The sequence below is a fragment of the Pseudoduganella sp. OTU4001 genome, assembly GCF_038440195.1.
GTDB lineage: Bacteria > Pseudomonadota > Gammaproteobacteria > Burkholderiales > Burkholderiaceae_D > Rugamonas.
This window is the reverse complement of sequence record NZ_JASATG010000011.1, coordinates 72,164-87,458: the sequence shown is the minus strand read 5'-3', so window position 1 is coordinate 87,458 and position 15,295 is coordinate 72,164. Positions and strand designations below refer to the sequence as shown.

Here is a 15,295-nt window from a genome sequence, read left to right as displayed (position 1 = left end):
AGGGGGAAATAGCAAACCAACAATCAGTCCGGCGACGTGCACAGGCAATGGGTCAGCGCCACGAATGGTTTGCCCTGGACAGTCATCTCGTTCAACCAGCTCAGGTCCCGTACCACTTCCTGCGCGACGCCGGCCGGCACGCCCGCCGGCAGCAGCGCCGTGCGCGCCTGTTCGCCGTAGGCCTTGGCCACTGCCCGGGCGCCGGACGCACCGAAGAATTCCAGCACCTTGTCGAAGCGCGACACTTCGCGCTCGATATACACCACGCGCGGTTCGCCGGCCAGCTTGGCGCGGCGCGCAGCGGATTTCAGCGCATCCTTGTAGCCGCCCAGCGTATCGACCAGGCCGCGCTCCTGCGCCTGCGCGCCGGTCCACACGCGGCCCTGGCCCACCGCGTCGATCTTGTCGGGCGTGGTGTTGCGCGCCTTGGCGGCCTTGGTGGTGAATTCGTCGTAGGTGTGGCCGATCGCGCCCTGGATCAACTGGCCGAAGCGCGGATCCATCGGCCGCAGCGGATTACCGGCGCCGCCCAGCCAGGTGGTGGGCTGGCCGGCGCTGTGGATGCCCAGCTTGTCCATCACCTTGTCCACGGTCGGGAACAGCGCGAACACGCCGATCGAACCGGTGATGGTGGCCGGGTCGGCGATCACCTCGTCGGCCGCCATCGAAATCCAGTAGCCGCCGGAAGCCGCCACATTCCCCATCGACACTACGACCGGCTTGCCGGCCGCGCGGGTCAGTTCCAGTTCGCGCCGGATCAGTTCCGAACCGAAGGCGCTGCCGCCCGGCGAATCGACGCGCAGCACCACCGCCTTGATCGAATTGTCCTCGCGCGCCATGCGCACCAGGCGTGCAGTGGAAGCGCCGCCGATCTGGCCGGCCGGGGCATCGCCGTCGCTGATCTCGCCCACCGCCATCACCACGCCGACCGCATCGCCGGTCAGTTTCGGATACACGCGCGCCAGGTAATCGCCAAAGCTCACCTGGCGGAACGATTTGGCCGCCGGATCATGCACGCCCAGCTTGGTCACCAGCGCACGCAGTTCGTCCTTGGTCTTCAGGCCGTCCACCAGCTTGGCGTCCAGCGCCACCTTGGCCAGGTTGCCCTTGGCGTCCTGCACCAGCGCCGGCAGGCTGTCGATGAACTTCATCACGCCGCCTTCCGGCAGCTTGCGCGCCTGCTCCACCTGGGCGGTGTAGCGCGTCCACAGGTCGTTGTTCAGGAAGGCTTCCGCCTCGGCCGCCGCCGGCGACGGGCCGTTGGCGATGAAGGGCTCGGCCGCGCTCTTGTAGGTGCCGACCTTCAGCAGGTTGACGGTCACGCCCACCTTGTCCAGCGCGTCGCGATAATAGTTGCGGTGTCCGCCGAAGCCTTCCAGGATCACCATCCCCATCGGGTGCAGGTAAACCTCGTCGGCATGGATGGCGACCTGGTACTGGCGCTGGCTGTAGCTGGAACCCCAGGCGATCACCTTCTTGCCGCTGGCCTTGAAGCGGTCCAGCGCCGCGCCGATCTCGCGCAGCATGGCCTGGCCGCCGCCCTGCATTTCATCCAGGATCAGGACCGCGCCGCCGATATTCGGATCCTTGGCCGCCGCATCCAGCACGTTCAGAACATCGCGCAGCTGCACCGACTTGCGCACCTCGCCGCCGGCCAGGCCGGCCATCAGCGCTTCGCGGCTATTGCCGTGCGACTGCTCCACCAGTGCGCCTTCCAGGTTCAGCACCAGCATGGTCTTGTTGGACAGCGGCTTGGCGCCGCCGCCGAAAATCGCGGCCAGCAGGATCACCACCACCAGCAGGAACAGCAGGTTCATGGTGGTGCGGCGGCCGCTATCCACGGCGCGCCAGAACCAGGCAAAACCACCACAGATATAAGAGAAAACTGAGCGGGACATCGTTACTCCTGGTGCATAAAATATAACTACTTCACACTATAAGCGACATTCGCTTTATCTGCTGAAGAAATCAGGTACAGCCCGGCCATGACCAGCAGGCCATTGATGACCAGCAGCTCCAGGCCCAGGCGGTAGCTGACGAACAGCAAATGCTGGTTAAAGTCGAGCAGGCCGCACAGCAGCGGCCCGGCCAGCGCCACCCACGGCACCAGCCGGTCGTTGACGGCGCGCTTGCTCAGCAGGCCAAAGGCGAACAGGCCAAGCAGCGGCCCGTAGGTGTAGCCGCCCAGTTTCAGCACCACGCCGATCATGCTGGGGTTGTCGATCCATTTGAACACCATCACCAGCAGCAGGAACAGTGCGCAGAACGACAGGTGCACGCGGTGGCGGATGCGCAGCTGGGCGCCCTCGCCCAGGTCGTCGCGCCGCTTCAGGCCCAGGATGTCGATGCAAAAGGACGACGTCAGCGCCGTGATCGCGCCATCGGCGCTGGGGAACAAGGCGCTGATCAGGGCGATGATGAACACCAGCTGCAAGGCCGCCGGCAGGTGGCCCATCACCACCGCCGGGAAGATCTTGTCGCCGGTCGCCGTCACCCCGACCTGCGGCGCGTACAGGTACAGCAGGCCGCCCAGGAACAGGAACAGCGACAGCACGCCGAACAGGATGGCGGTCAGGGTCAGCATGTTTTTCTGCGAATCGCCCAAGGTCTTGACCGAGATATTCTTCTGCATCATCTCCTGGTCCATGCCGGTCATGGCGATGGTGATGAAGGCGCCGGCCAGCACCTGCTTCCAGAAGTAGGCCGGGCTGTCGACGTCCATCGTGAACACGCGCGCCAGGCCGCTGGAGCGCATCTTGTCCAGGCTTTCCAGCACGCCCATATCCATCTGGTTCAGCAGGAACACGGCGCACGCCACCAGGCCAAGCAGCATGCCGCTGGTTTGCAGCGTATCGGTCCACACGATGGTCTTGACCCCGCCCTCGTAGGTATACAGCAGGATCATGGCCAGGATGATCGCGTTGGTGAGCCAGAACGGCACGCCCAGGCTGTCCAGGATGGTCGCCTGCAGGATGTTCACCACCAGGTACAGGCGCGCCGTGGCGCCGAGCGTGCGCGAAATGATGAAGAAAGCCGCCCCGCTCTGGTAGGAACGGCGCCCCAGGCGCACGTCGAGGTAATGGTAGATCGAGGTCAGTTTCAGCCGGTAGTACAGCGGCAGCAGCACGAAGGCCACCGCGATATAGCCCAGCGTGTAGCCGAGCATGATCTGCAGGTAGCCGAAGCCGTCGCGCCCCACCGCGCCCGGCACGCTGATGAAGGTGACGCCGCTCAGCGTGGTGCCCACCATGCCGAAGGCCACCAGCATCCAGTTCGAACTCTTGTTCCCGATGAAGAAGCTGTCGTTGTTGGCGTTGCGGGAAGTGGCCCAGGCCACGCCAAGCAGCAGGCCGAAATAGGCCAGCACCACGATGAAAAGCGAAACAGGTGACATTTTATTACCTAGTCATGAAACATTTTGGCCTGCAATATACCGTAGAATCACCGCATGTACGATCAAACCACCATTGAATTCGCCCGCGCCCAGGAGGCGCTGGTGCTGCCGCTGGAATACCGGGTCCACGCCCAGGCCGACGGCCGCAGCGAGGGCCGCGAGGAATGCATGCGCGATTACGCGCGCGTGCTGTACTCATCTTCCTTCCGCCGCCTGCAAGGCAAGATGCAGCTGCTCGGCGTCGACGCCAACCGCTTCAACCGCAACCGACTGACGCACAGCCTGGAAGTGGCGCAGATCGCCCGCTCGATCGCTGCCGACCTGGGGCTGGAGCGCACCGTGGTGTCGGAAACCTGCTCGCTGGCGCACGATATCGGCAACCCGCCCTTCGGCCATTACGGCGAAAAAATCCTGGACGAACTAGTGGCCGATGCCGGTGGTTTCGAAGGCAATGCGCAAGCCTTCCGCACCCTGCGCACGCTGGAAAAGAAGCACCACGCCTATGCGGGCCTGAACCTGACCGTGCGCTCGCTGCTTGGCATCACCAAGTACTTCCAACGCCGCGCCGACAATCCCAAGAAATTCCTGTACGACGAAGACCATGATTTCCTGAGCGCCCAGCTGGCCGCGCATAGCGTCTCCCTGCGCAAAAGCATCGACGCCCAGATCATGGACCTGGCCGACGAAATCGCTTACGCCGCGCACGACGTGGAAGATGCGCTGAGCTTCGGCATCATCACCTGGGGCGAGATCGTCCACGAATTCAAGATCAGCAAGGACTTCTGCGGCGCCTACGAGCAGTTTTCCGCCATCGCCAACCATGCCCACGCCGTGGCGCTGGACTGCGAGATGCAGGAAAGCTCGGAGGAATACTCGATCGTGCTGCGCAAGGAACTGACGTCGCAGATCGTGCACGAACTTTGCCGCGACATCGCCGTGGTCGAAGGCAAGCACGGCCCCGAGCTGGGCTACCGCACCAAGGGCCTGCTGGCGCGCGGCCTGAAAAGCCTGCTGTGGCGCGCCATCCTGCGCAAGAAGGACGTGCAGCTGTACGAAAAGCGCGGCGAAAAGATCATCCGCGGCCTGTTTGAAGTGTTGACCGACAAGAGCTACAACAAGGGCGGCATCCTGCTGCCGCCGGCGATCCGCAGCCTGAAGGACTCGCGCGAGCGCCTGGTGGTCGACTACATCTCGGGCATGATGGACTCCTACGCCGCCAGGGAGTACGAAAAATACTTCGGCCCCGGCAGCCTTGACCGCATCTACCCCATCGCATGAACGATCCGCGCAGCGAATACGAGCGCCGCATGAACCGGGTGCTCGACCACATCGACCGCAACCTGGACGCCCAGCTGGACCTGCCGGCGCTGGCCGACGTCGCCAACTTCTCGCGCTACCACTTCCACCGCCTGTTCGCAGCGTGGATGGGTGAAACCATCGGCGACTATGTGCGGCGGCGCCGGCTGGAAGTGGCGGCGCACAAGCTGGCCGCCGGCGGCGCTGTGCTGGAGGTGGCGCTGGCCACCGGCTTCGGCTCCGGCGAAGCGTTCGCGCGCGCCTTCAAGGCCCGCTTCGGCAGCACGCCGACCGAATGGCGCAACAATACGCCCGAGCGCACGGCCGCCTTCCTGGCCGGACTGCGCGCGCAAAATAGCAATCCTGATCAGGCGAACCGCAACTACGGTCAGGCCGGCCAGGGCGGGAACGGCGAACATGGCGGCTCCAACAACCCATATGGAGACACCACCATGGAAGTCAAACTGATCGACCTGCCGCCAGCCCGCATCGCCTACCGCCGCCACATCGGACCTTACGGCCCGGCTATCGGCGAATTCTGGGGCCGCGTGATGATGCCCTGGCTGTTCGCCAACGGCCTGGCCGGCGCCACCTGCTATGGGATCGGCCACGACGATCCCAGCGTCACCCCGGCCGACAAATGCCGCTACGATGCCTGCGTTGAAATTCCGGACGGCTTCGAACCGGGCGGGCAATTCAGCGTTGCCAAGCTGCCCGGCGGGCGCTACGCTGTCACCCGCTATACCGGCCTGCCGCGCGACATCGGCCCGGTGTGGAACCGGCTGATGAAGGAGTGGCTGCCGTCAAGCGGCCTGCAATGCGACGAGCGCCCATGCTTTGAGCGCTACGAAGCGCTGGCAACGCAGTCCGACGGCAGCTTCACCTGCGAGATTTGCATACCTGTGCGAGCACTGTAAGAACAATGAACCCTGAATACCTGGCCATGCTGGTGGCACGCGATATGCCCTACGGGAAGTACAAGGGCCGCAAGCTGGCCGACCTGCCGGGCCACTACCTGGGCTGGATGGCGCGCGAAGGCTTCCCCAAGGGGGAGCTGGGCGCGCTGCTGGCATTGATGTACGAGATTGACCACAACAACCTGCGCAGCCTGCTCGACCCGCTGCGCGCGCCGAAAGGATACCGATGAAGTTCCGCAGCACCCGCACTCTCGCTTTCGCCGTAGCCGCCGCCTTCGCCCTGCCGCTCGCCGCCTCCGCTGCACCCTCCGGCGACGCCGCCCTCGCCCACGCCCGCGCCCTGCTCGACAAAGTGCCCCTGATCGACGGCCACAACGACCTGCCCTGGACCATCCGCGAAGACGCCGCCCACTCGATGGACATCGAGCATTACGACCTGCGCCAGCGCACCCCGCACGAAACCGACCTGGCGCGCCTGAAGCAAGGCAAGCTGTCGGCCCAGTTCTGGAGCGTCTACGTCCCCGGCGAACTGAAAACCGGCTGGGCCGTCGCCCAGCTTGAGCAGATCGACCTGGCGCGCCGCATGATCGCCAAGTATCCGGAAATGCTGGTGCTGGCCACCCGCAGCAGCGACATCGCCAAGGCCAAGCGCGAAGGCAAGATCGCCAGCTTCCTCGGCATGGAAGGCGGCCACGTGATCGAGAACAGCCTGGGCGCCCTGCGCGCCTACTACGAGCTGGGCGCACGCTACATGACCCTGACCCACAACAGCACGCTGGACTGGGTCGACGCCGCACTGGGCGAGCGTAAACATGGCGGCCTTACCGCCTTCGGCAAGGAAGTCGTGCGCGAAATGAACCGCCTCGGCATGCTGGTGGACCTGAGCCACGTCAGCCCGGAAGTGATGCACCAGGCGCTGGACACCAGCGAAGCGCCGGTCATCTTCTCCCACTCCAGCGCGCGCGCCTTGAACGACCACCCGCGCAATGTGCCCGACGAAGTGCTGAAACGCCTGCCGGCCAATGGCGGCGTGGTGATGGTGACCTTCGTCCCGACCTTCATCTCGCCGCAAGTTGCCGCCTGGCGCAAAGGCCTGATGCAGGCGGTCGGCAGCGCCGAAGCCGGCACGCCGGAATTCAAGGAACGCGAAGCCGCCTACATCGCCAAGGTCGGCCCCGCGCCAAAGGCCACGCTGGCCCAGGTGGCCGACCATATCGAGCACGTAGCCCGCACCGCAGGCCACGACCACGTCGGCATCGCCGGCGACTACTACGGCGCCACCAATCCGGAAGGTCTCGAAGACGTCTCCACCTACCCCGCCCTGTTCGCAGAACTGGTGCGCCGCGGCTGGAACGACAAGGATCTGGCCAAGCTGGCCGGCGGCAACCTGGTGCGCGCCTTCGCCCGCGCCGAGCAGGTCGCCGCCAGGCTGCAAAAGGAACGCAAGCCTAGCCTGGCGCGCGTCGGATCGCCAGCTCCGCAAAACCCGTAAGCGGATCGTGCTCGCGCGCGAAGCTGTGCGCGGGCAGGAGCGCCAGCAGCAATTCAGCCGTGGTGCGCACGATGCAGCCACGGCCCACATGGCCGCCGAACACCCGGCCGCGCGCGTCGGACAGCATCATGTGCAGGTGGGCGCCGTCCGGCGCCACCGAACCCGCCACGGTCAGGATCTCCAGGTCGCCCAGCAGCTCGGTCGGCTGCGCCAGCCCGGCATAGCGGATCTGCGCCACCGACAGGCTGCCGATCCCTTGCAGCAGGTAGCCCGCCGCAGCGCCCGCGTCACGCAAGGCCCGCTCCACCGCCTCGCGCAAATCATCGCCCGGATTCAGGCGTAACGGCAGCGCTTCCATCATCCCTGCAGGCGCGGCGCCACCAAGGTGGTGAACTCGCCCTTCTCGATCAGGCGCTCCAGGTCCTGCGCGCCGCCGATCAATACGCCGTCGATGAAGATCATCGGCAGCGTCGGCCAGCCGGTCCACATCTTCAGCGCGGTGCGGCGGCGCCACTGGCTGAAGTAGCTGCCGTATTCCAGATAAGCGTACTGCGTGCCCTGCGCATCGAGCATTTTGCGCGCCTTTTTCGGGAAGGGATTCTGGCGCATGCCGACCACCACCACGCGGTTGGCCGCAATCGCCGCCTGCACTTCCGCCACGATATCGGCATGGTTCTTGGCCACGCGCTCGCGGATGGCAGGATGCAGGTGGGCGTCGTCGAGGATGGTGCGGGTCATCGTTTCTCCTTAAGCAGTAAGTCCAGCGTGGCCTGGTCGGGCGCACCGCCAAAATATTTGTCGAGACAGGCGCGGAACAGCGCTTCCTCCGGCGCAGCTTGCGCGAACAGCGTCATCGACGAATGGAATTTCATATTGTCCGGCGACCCGAAGATACCATGGACCGTGGCCCCCTGGACAGCCTGCACCAGCCCACTGCATTCGCGCAGCCGCGCGCCCAGCACCGGATGCGCCAGGTAAGCACGCGCCTCCGCCAGCCCGCTGATCGCATAGCGCTGCGCCATGGCGCTGAAGCCAAGGCCCGCCAGCTGCGGGAAGATGAACCACATCCAATGGCTACGCTTGCGTCCAGCCGACAGTTCATCGACCACCTGTTGGTAGATACCTTCCTGAGCAGCGACAAAACGTTCCAATTCGAACATGGCGGCCCCTCGAAAAGTTACTTTTCAATGAGCCATTGTCCTACAAAGTCTAGTCGCGTGTTCTGATTAATAGGCCCATGGCCCCCGCCTACCATGACGACTCCTTCGAACCTAATGGGAGATGATCATGGCATCGAGTAATCAAGACAAAGGCGGCTCCAAACAGTCCGGCGGCCAGGGCGGCAACAAGCAAAGCGGCGGCGATACCAGCAACCGTGGTTTCGCCTCGATGGATCCGGAACGCCAGCGTGAAATCGCCAGCGAAGGCGGCAAAGCCGCCCACGCTTCCGGCAACGCGCATGAGTTTACTTCGGAAGAAGCCCGCAAAGCCGGCAGCATGAGCCACAAGAACGACGGCAGCCGCCAGTCCAGCTCGGACTCCGGCAGCAGCCGCCAAAGCGGTGGTGGCGGCAGCAGCGGTGGCAGTAGTGGCGGTACCCGCGGCGGCACGCCTGAACAGCATGCCGAAGCCGGCCGCCAGAGCCACAAAAATGATGACAAACGTTAAGCGCGTTTCGTCATGAACGGGACCGTCCAGCGCGACGGTTCCGGTAGCAGCCCGGTGGTCAGCGCGCAACCTGCGAGGATCACCAGGCAGCTCAATCCCATCTGCAGCGAGAAGCTCTCCCCCAGAAATACGCAGCCCCACAGCACACCAAAGGCCGGGATCAGGAACAGCGCGCTCATCGCCCTGCTCGCGCCCAGCCGCGCAATCAAGCCGAAGAACAGCACATAGGCAAAGGTCGTGCACAGCGCCGCCAGCGCCAGCACCGCGCCCCAGGCTTGCATGGAAGGCGGCGCGGCGGGCCACAGCAGCAGCGCCGGGCCGATCAGCAAGATGGCCGCCACCAGCTGGCTGCCCGCTGCCACCGCCAGCGGCGGCGCATCGGACAAATAGCGCCGGCTGAAATTGCCGGAAATCCCATACAGCAAAGTCGCCATCAGGCAGGCCAGCGAAGCCAGCGCCGTGCGCAGCATATCCTGCTGCGGCAAGAAGTGCAGCTTGCCCGCCACCAGCAGCACCACGCCGCCGAAGCCCAGCGCCAGCCCGGCCATGCGCCCGATGGTCAGCCGCTCGCCCAGCCAAATCGCACCGATCAGGGCCGCGAACAGCGGCGTGGTCGCGCTCAGGATCGAAGACAGCCCCGCCGGAATGGTCAGCGCCGCGAAATTAAACAGCAGGAAAGGCAGCGCTGCATTGGTCACGCCGACGAAACCGATTCCACGCCAATGCCGGCGCAGGGTTGCCAGCTGCCCACGCCACAGCAATAGCGGCAACAGCAACGCCGCCGCCGCCACCGCCCTCACGCCCCCCATCGCCGCCGCCCCAAACTCCGGCGCCCCGACGCGGATGAACAGATACGACGCCCCCCAAATCGCCGCCACCGACACCAGCTGCCCCACATCCCCCCGCCTCATGGCAACACCTCCGCCAGCAAGCAACTTTTGTCCACATTCGTTCCTGACCCCAAAGCGGACAAAAGTTGCTCAGCTGATTGGCGGCCATAGGCGCGCTGGGTGGCGGGGCGCTGGCTGATGGCGTGGAACCAGCGGGCCAGGCTGGGATATGCCGAGAGCTCGGCGCCGCGGGTGCTGACCCAGGGGAAGCAGGCGATGTCAGCCACCGTGTATTGCTCGCCGCACAGGTAGGCGCTGTCCGCCAGCTTGCGTTCAAGTACGCCGAACAGCTCGGCCGTGCCTCTGCCCTCGCACTCGAATGCCTTCTGCCAGAACAGCCACTGCCGCGCTTCGACCCGACCGCGCATGGTGGCGGGAATGCCGGATCCGGCTTTTTCGGCCAGGTAGAGCAACGCCGCGCCGGCATCCTGCAATGGCAAGGGCTCGCCGCCATCGGCCGGCCAGTGGTCGACCAGGGCCAGCGACGTCGGCTTGGGGATGCGGCGGAATGGCAGGCGCGTCTCTTCCAGGAACATCAGCAGCTGCTGCCCTTGCGGTGTGTCGACGTAGTAGAAATCCAGCATGGCCCATCCCTTTCATGTTTCGTCAGGGATAGTTTGCGCCGCCACCTGGCCCCAGAAAAGATCCAGGAATGGCGGATTTTATAGGGCCAGCGACGCCTGCCGCCCAGTCACCGCCAGGCGCTTGCCTTCCCGCAGCATGCGTTCGAAGTCCGCCGAGCCGACCGGCTGGCTGAACAGGTAGCCCTGCAGTTGGTCGCAGCCCAGCTCGCGCAGGAAACTCATCTGCTCGATGGTTTCCACGCCTTCGGCCACGATTTCCTGCCGCAGCTGCTTGGCCATGGTCACGATGGCGCGCGCGATGGCGCAATCGTTCTCCTCGAACGGCAGGCCGACCACAAAGGCGCGGTCGATCTTCAGGGTGCTGATCGGGAATTTCTTCAGGTAGGCCAGCGACGAGTAGCCGGTGCCGAAATCATCCAGCGCCAGCGACAAGCCCATCGCCACCAGCTCATTCATGATGGCGATCACATTCTCGGCGCCGCGCACCAGCAGGCTCTCTGTAATTTCCAGCATCAGCTGCTCGGGATGCACCTGGTGGCGCGCCATCACGTCGGCCACGCGCTCCGGCAGCTGGCTGTCGAACTGGCGCGCCGACAGGTTGACGGCAATCGGCGGCATCATCAGGTTGGCGTCGCGCCAGGCAGCGATCTGGCGGCAGGCCTCCTCCAGCACCCAGTTGCCCAGCTCGAGGATCAGTCCCGTCTCTTCCGCCACCGGGATGAACACGCCCGGCGACACCAGCCCGCGCACCGGATGGCGCCAGCGCAGCAGCGCTTCCGCACCGACGATACGTCCGCTGCGCAGGCTGACTTTCGGCTGGTAGTACAGCAGCAGCTCGTTGTTCGCCAGCGCCTGCCGCAATTCGCTTTCGATGCGCAGATGCTCCTTGGCGCGCTGGTTCATTTCTTCGCTGTAGAACAGCAGCGCCGGCACCTGGCCCGGCACCACGCGCGACATCGCAGCCTCGGCGCCGCGCACCAGTTCCGGCGCATCCTGCGCATCTTCCGGATACACGGCGATGCCGATCTGCGCATTCATCTGCAGCGAGTGGCTGCCGATCTGGATCGGCGACTCCAGCACCGCCATCAGCTTTTGCGCGACGATGGCAGCGTGCTCGCGCTTCTCGATCTGCGGCAAGGCTGCCGCAAACCTGCCGCCGTCAAGGCGCGCCAGGATGTCCTCATCGCGCAGCACCTGGCGGAACAGGCGCCCTACCGCGATCGTCACCGAATTGGAAACTTCATAGCCCAGGGTGTCGCTGATGGCGCCCATGCGCGGCAAATCGATCACCAGCAGCGCGCCATGCTCGCCCTTGCGGCGCGCTTCGGTCATGGCCTGCTCCAGCAGGCGCCCCAGCAGGCCAAGGTTCGGCAAGCCGGTCAGCGAGTCGTAATTGGCCATCTGCTGCATGCGCGCTTCGGCATCCTTATGCACGCTGATGTCGGAGAACAGCGAGAAGGTATGGCTGATCGCGCCCTGCTCGTCGCGCACCGCGCTGACGGTCACAGACTGCGGGAACAGCTCGCCGTTCTTGCGCTTGCCGATGATCTCGCCGCGCCACGGACCGGCGCCCTGCATCGCGGCGCGCACCTTGGCGCGGAATTCGGCGTCGTGCACGCCGGAGCGCAGCAGATCCGGCGTCTTGCCCAGCGCTTCCGCTGCGCTGTAGCCGGTGATGCGGGTGAAGGCGCCGTTGATCGAGACGATGCGTTCATTGGCGTCGGTAATCAGCACGCCCTGGTCGCTGTCCTCGATGATGCGCGCCTGCAGCTTGGTCTTTTCCTCCAGCGTCAGGCCTTCCATCAGCGGCGCGATCTGCACCCGCATGCTGGTCGGCTGGCCCGCCGCGTCGCGCTCCAGCGAAATCGACAGGCGTACGCGGATGACTTCGCCGGATTTCTTGCGGCGCTTGACGTCCGCCACCGCGTGGTCGGCATCCAGCACCATTTCGGCGATGTCGCCGTTTTCATCGTCGCCGTCGTACAGGAACAGCACGTGCTGGCCCAGGGCCTCGCTGGCGCGATAGCCGAACAGGTGTTCGGCGCCGGCATTCCACGCCGTCAGATAGCCTGCCTGGTCGAGCATCATCTCCGCGCCGGGCAGCGCGGGCGGCGCCGACTGGATCGCCTGCAGCGCGGCATCCAGTTCGGCCAGCGTAGCCGCCAGCTCCTCACCCTGCTGGCTGCGGGCCAGCAGGCTGAGTTTCAGGCAGTGCGCTATCCGGTCCTTATCCATTGCCGCCCGCTTCGCTGGTTACGCTCAACATCCACAAATTGGCTTCCGCCACCAGGCGGTTGAACTCCATGGCCGGCAGCTGCAGCGCTTCCAGGCCCTTGGCCACCGCCACCATATCGCAATGCTCGGCAGCCTCGACGATGCCGAGCAGCTCGCCCAGCTCGCCGGACTTGGACAGCAAGGCTTGCTGCGCCGCGTCGCTCAAGCTCAATGGCGCCAGCAGCTCGCCCAGCGGCACGCCGAACAATACGCCCAGCAGCGAGAACATGCCGACCATGAAGGCCTGCTCCTGCACCTGCTTGCCTTGCCCGGTTTCGCGCGCCAGCAATTCCATGGTGCGCGCACGCACCGAGACGCGCGCCAGCAGCATCGGCGAGCGCACATCATCGCTGCGGGCCGCGAACAGCATCAGGTTCAGCCAGCGCCGCAGCTGCTGGCGGCCCAGGATCAGGATCGCCTGGCTGAAGCTCGTCACCTTGCGGCCGGTGCCCATGCCGAGCGAGTTCACCAGCTTGAGCAAATGGTAGGATAAGGTCGGGTCGCGGCGCAGGATCTCTTCGATCTCGTGGGTGTCGGCGTCGTTGGTGACCAGTTGCACCAGCTGCAGCGCCATCGCGCGCGAAGCGGCTTGCGCGCCGGTGGAACGCGGTGGCGCCTGCAAGGGCCAATCGCCCTCGATCCAGTCGATCTTCGGCTCCAGCACCAGTTCGAATTCGGTATCGTTGCGCTGCAAGGCGCCGGCCGGCATGGCCTTGAAGCCGGCAGCCGCCAGTTGCCCGGACAGCGGCGCCGCCGTCGACTCCTTGAAGAAGCACGGCAGCCTGGCGGCGAGCTCGCCCAGCTCCTCCGGCAGCGCCGGTTCGCCGCTGCCGCAAAACAGGAAGCCGCCTGGCTTGCCCTGGCGGTCGGCGAGTAGCTTTAAAAACACTGGAGTTGCTGGACTAGTCATACATTCGAAATCATGAGGAAACGATCCTTATGGTACTCCGAAACAGTTGGCTGGCGTCAACATGAAAGCTACCTCATCTGCGCATTTCTTGACCATTCGCAACAGTCGGCAGGTGGCGGCACAGGCGATCGAACAAACCCGGCTCACGCATGCGCTCTTGCCACCAGCGTAACGCAGCACCGGACTCGCCGCTGCGCCAGGCGAGATAGAAGGTTTCGTCCGGCTTTGGCTCCTCCACCGCCTTCTCCACCAGCAGGCCGGAGGCAATCGCCTGCCGCGCGCAGCGTTCCGGCAGGAAGCCGAAACCCAGCCCGGCCAACTGGTAGTCGAATTTGGCCTGCATGGTCGGTACCGCCAGCGAGTCCTGCCCCAGCACCAGGCCCACCGTGCGCGGCGCCAGCAGGCGCGAGGAATCGGCGACCACGATGGCGCGGTGGTGCTGCAGGTCGTTGCGCCCCAGCGGGCCGGGCGCCTTGGCCAACGGATGGTGCGGCGCAACGGCGAACACCCATTTCAGTTGGCCGATGGCCTGCGATACGTAGCCGCCACCGGCTGGCCCGTCGCCTGGCGCGCCCACCACCAGGTCGACGCGACGTTCGAGCAAGGCTTCCCAGGTGCCGCCCAGCGCTTCCTGCACCAGGCGCAGGCGGGTTTGCTGCGTCACGCCGTAGAAGGCGTCCACATCGTCCGCCAGCACGGTGGCGCTGAACATCGAATCCAGGCCGACCGCCAGTTCGGTCTCCCAGCCCGATGCCACGCGGCGCACGCGCTGTTCCAGGTCGCCTGCGGCCTTGAGCAGGTAGCGGCCTTCTTTCAGCAGCTCGCGCCCGGCGGCGGTCAGCTCGACGCGCGGGCCGATGCGCTCGAACACCTGCACGCCCAGCTCCTCCTCCAGCTTGCCCACGGTATAGGAGATGGTCGAGGGCACGCGGAACAGTTCGCGCGCGGCGGCAGCGAAGGAGCCGCCACGGTCGATGGCGTCCACAATTTGCAGGGCTTCCAGGCTGAGTCTAAGCATTCGAAATTTTCGATTATAAGAAGGCAAATTATTCGCTTTTTTACACGAAGAACCGCCCATATACTGTGAAACATCTGATCGAAATTATCGCACAAGGAGCTAATCATGTTGCAAATTCGCAAATCTGAAGAACGCGGTACCGCCAATTTCGGCTGGCTGGACTCGAAGCACAGCTTCTCTTTCGGCCACTACTACGACCCGAAACACGTTGGCTTCGGCCCGCTGCTGGTGATTAATGAGGACAAGGTGGCGCCAGGCCAGGGCTTTGGCACCCACGGCCACCGCGACATGGAGATCATTTCCTATGTGTTGAGCGGGGCGCTGGAACACAAGGACAGCATGGGCAATGGCTCGGTACTGCACTATGGCGATGTGCAGCGCATGACGGCAGGTACCGGCGTGCGGCATAGTGAGTACAACCATTCGAACCGCGAGGGTGTGCATTTCCTGCAGATCTGGATCCAGCCTTCGCAGGGCGGGATCGAGCCCGGGTACGAGGAGAAGCACTTCACGCCGGAGAGCAAGGCTGGCGTGCTGCGGATGGTGGCGTCGCCGGATGGGCGCGAGGGGTCGGTGCTGGTGCACCAGGATGCCTATATCTATGCCTCGATCCTGAACGAGGGCGGCGCGGAACATACGCTGGCGGCGGGGCGGCAGGCTTATGTCCACGTGATCCGCGGTTCGCTGACGGTCAACGGCACCGCGTTGAAGGGTGGCGATGCCGCCAAGATTACCGGTGAGGAGAAGGTGGTCTTGTCTGCGGCGGACAATGTTGAAGTCTTGCTCTTCGACCTGCCTTAAACCGGTAAACCAGGGTCAGACCCTTGGGTCTGACCCAGATTTACCGGTTCT

16 protein-coding genes are annotated in these 15,295 nt (G+C 64.9%); 6 read left to right on the top strand and 10 right to left on the bottom strand.

What is annotated here, in order from left to right; all coding sequences use genetic code 11:
* Window positions 1–23 precede the first annotated feature (23 nt).
* Both sppA and AAHE99_RS12645 read right to left on the bottom strand, forming a co-directional pair.
* On the bottom strand, window positions 24–1,898 hold the full coding sequence (sppA, locus tag AAHE99_RS12650) for a signal peptide peptidase SppA (protein ID WP_342117663.1): 1,875 nt from the start codon (window positions 1,896–1,898) through the stop codon (window positions 24–26).
* A gap of 26 nt (window positions 1,899–1,924) precedes the next feature.
* Window positions 1,925–3,394: a sodium:solute symporter gene (locus AAHE99_RS12645; protein WP_342117661.1), complete on the bottom strand. Its 1,470-nt coding sequence runs from the start codon at window positions 3,392–3,394 to the stop codon at window positions 1,925–1,927.
* Window positions 3,395–3,448: 54 nt separating this feature from the next.
* On the opposite strand from AAHE99_RS12645, the gene dgt reads away from it, so the two are divergent.
* From dgt to AAHE99_RS12625, 4 genes are read left to right on the top strand one after another with little or no spacing between them, the layout of a single operon-like run.
* Window positions 3,449–4,672 carry a dGTP triphosphohydrolase gene (gene dgt, locus AAHE99_RS12640; RefSeq protein ID WP_342117660.1) on the top strand — a complete coding sequence of 408 codons (1,224 nt, stop codon included), beginning with the start codon at window positions 3,449–3,451 and terminating at the stop codon, window positions 4,670–4,672.
* On the top strand, window positions 4,669–5,607 hold the full coding sequence (locus AAHE99_RS12635) for an AraC family transcriptional regulator (protein ID WP_342117658.1): 939 nt from the start codon (window positions 4,669–4,671) through the stop codon (window positions 5,605–5,607). The genes dgt and AAHE99_RS12635 overlap by 4 nt, the downstream gene beginning before the upstream one ends.
* Window positions 5,608–5,612: 5 nt before the next feature.
* Complete coding sequence (locus tag AAHE99_RS12630) at window positions 5,613–5,837, top strand: DUF3820 family protein (RefSeq protein WP_342117657.1); 225 nt, start codon at window positions 5,613–5,615, stop codon at window positions 5,835–5,837.
* On the top strand, window positions 5,834–7,099 hold the full coding sequence (locus AAHE99_RS12625; protein WP_342117656.1) for a dipeptidase: 1,266 nt from the start codon (window positions 5,834–5,836) through the stop codon (window positions 7,097–7,099). Before AAHE99_RS12630 ends, AAHE99_RS12625 begins: the two co-directional genes overlap by 4 nt.
* Here AAHE99_RS12625 and AAHE99_RS12620 read toward each other — a convergent pair.
* Genes AAHE99_RS12620 through AAHE99_RS12610 form a run of 3 tightly spaced genes read right to left on the bottom strand, consistent with a single transcriptional unit; the run spans window position 7,056 to window position 8,259 of the window.
* Window positions 7,056–7,457, bottom strand: a complete 402-nt coding sequence (locus AAHE99_RS12620) for a PPC domain-containing DNA-binding protein (RefSeq protein WP_342117752.1) — start codon at window positions 7,455–7,457, stop codon at window positions 7,056–7,058. The genes AAHE99_RS12625 and AAHE99_RS12620 overlap by 44 nt on opposite strands.
* On the bottom strand, window positions 7,457–7,837 hold the full coding sequence (locus tag AAHE99_RS12615; protein ID WP_342117653.1) for a glutaredoxin: 381 nt from the start codon (window positions 7,835–7,837) through the stop codon (window positions 7,457–7,459). The genes AAHE99_RS12620 and AAHE99_RS12615 overlap by 1 nt, the downstream gene beginning before the upstream one ends.
* Window positions 7,834–8,259, bottom strand: a complete 426-nt coding sequence (locus AAHE99_RS12610; protein ID WP_342117652.1) for a DUF1810 domain-containing protein — start codon at window positions 8,257–8,259, stop codon at window positions 7,834–7,836. Before AAHE99_RS12610 ends, AAHE99_RS12615 begins: the two co-directional genes overlap by 4 nt.
* 127 nt (window positions 8,260–8,386) lie before the next feature.
* On the opposite strand from AAHE99_RS12610, the gene AAHE99_RS12605 reads away from it, so the two are divergent.
* On the top strand, window positions 8,387–8,767 hold the full coding sequence (locus AAHE99_RS12605) for a KGG domain-containing protein (protein WP_342117651.1): 381 nt from the start codon (window positions 8,387–8,389) through the stop codon (window positions 8,765–8,767).
* Here AAHE99_RS12605 and AAHE99_RS12600 read toward each other — a convergent pair.
* The 5 genes from AAHE99_RS12600 to AAHE99_RS12580 form a co-directional block, all read right to left on the bottom strand.
* Complete coding sequence (locus AAHE99_RS12600; protein WP_342117649.1) at window positions 8,764–9,678, bottom strand: DMT family transporter; 915 nt, start codon at window positions 9,676–9,678, stop codon at window positions 8,764–8,766. The genes AAHE99_RS12605 and AAHE99_RS12600 overlap by 4 nt on opposite strands.
* Entirely contained in the window at window positions 9,675–10,241 is a 567-nt protein-coding gene (locus AAHE99_RS12595; protein WP_342117647.1) for a glutathione binding-like protein, read from the bottom strand. The genes AAHE99_RS12600 and AAHE99_RS12595 overlap by 4 nt, the downstream gene beginning before the upstream one ends.
* Window positions 10,242–10,319: 78 nt before the next feature.
* Entirely contained in the window at window positions 10,320–12,476 is a 2,157-nt protein-coding gene (locus tag AAHE99_RS12590) for a putative bifunctional diguanylate cyclase/phosphodiesterase (protein ID WP_342117646.1), read from the bottom strand.
* A complete protein-coding gene (locus tag AAHE99_RS12585; protein ID WP_342117644.1) occupies window positions 12,469–13,404 on the bottom strand; it encodes an EAL and HDOD domain-containing protein in 936 nt (311 codons plus the stop codon). The genes AAHE99_RS12590 and AAHE99_RS12585 overlap by 8 nt, the downstream gene beginning before the upstream one ends.
* A 94-nt stretch (window positions 13,405–13,498) precedes the next feature.
* Window positions 13,499–14,443 (bottom strand): LysR substrate-binding domain-containing protein, encoded by a 945-nt coding sequence (locus tag AAHE99_RS12580; protein WP_342117643.1) that lies wholly within the window; start codon window positions 14,441–14,443, stop codon window positions 13,499–13,501.
* 105 nt (window positions 14,444–14,548) lie between these two features.
* On the opposite strand from AAHE99_RS12580, the gene AAHE99_RS12575 reads away from it, so the two are divergent.
* Window positions 14,549–15,244: a pirin family protein gene (locus AAHE99_RS12575; RefSeq protein WP_342117642.1), complete on the top strand. Its 696-nt coding sequence runs from the start codon at window positions 14,549–14,551 to the stop codon at window positions 15,242–15,244.
* Window positions 15,245–15,295: the final 51 nt, after the last annotated feature.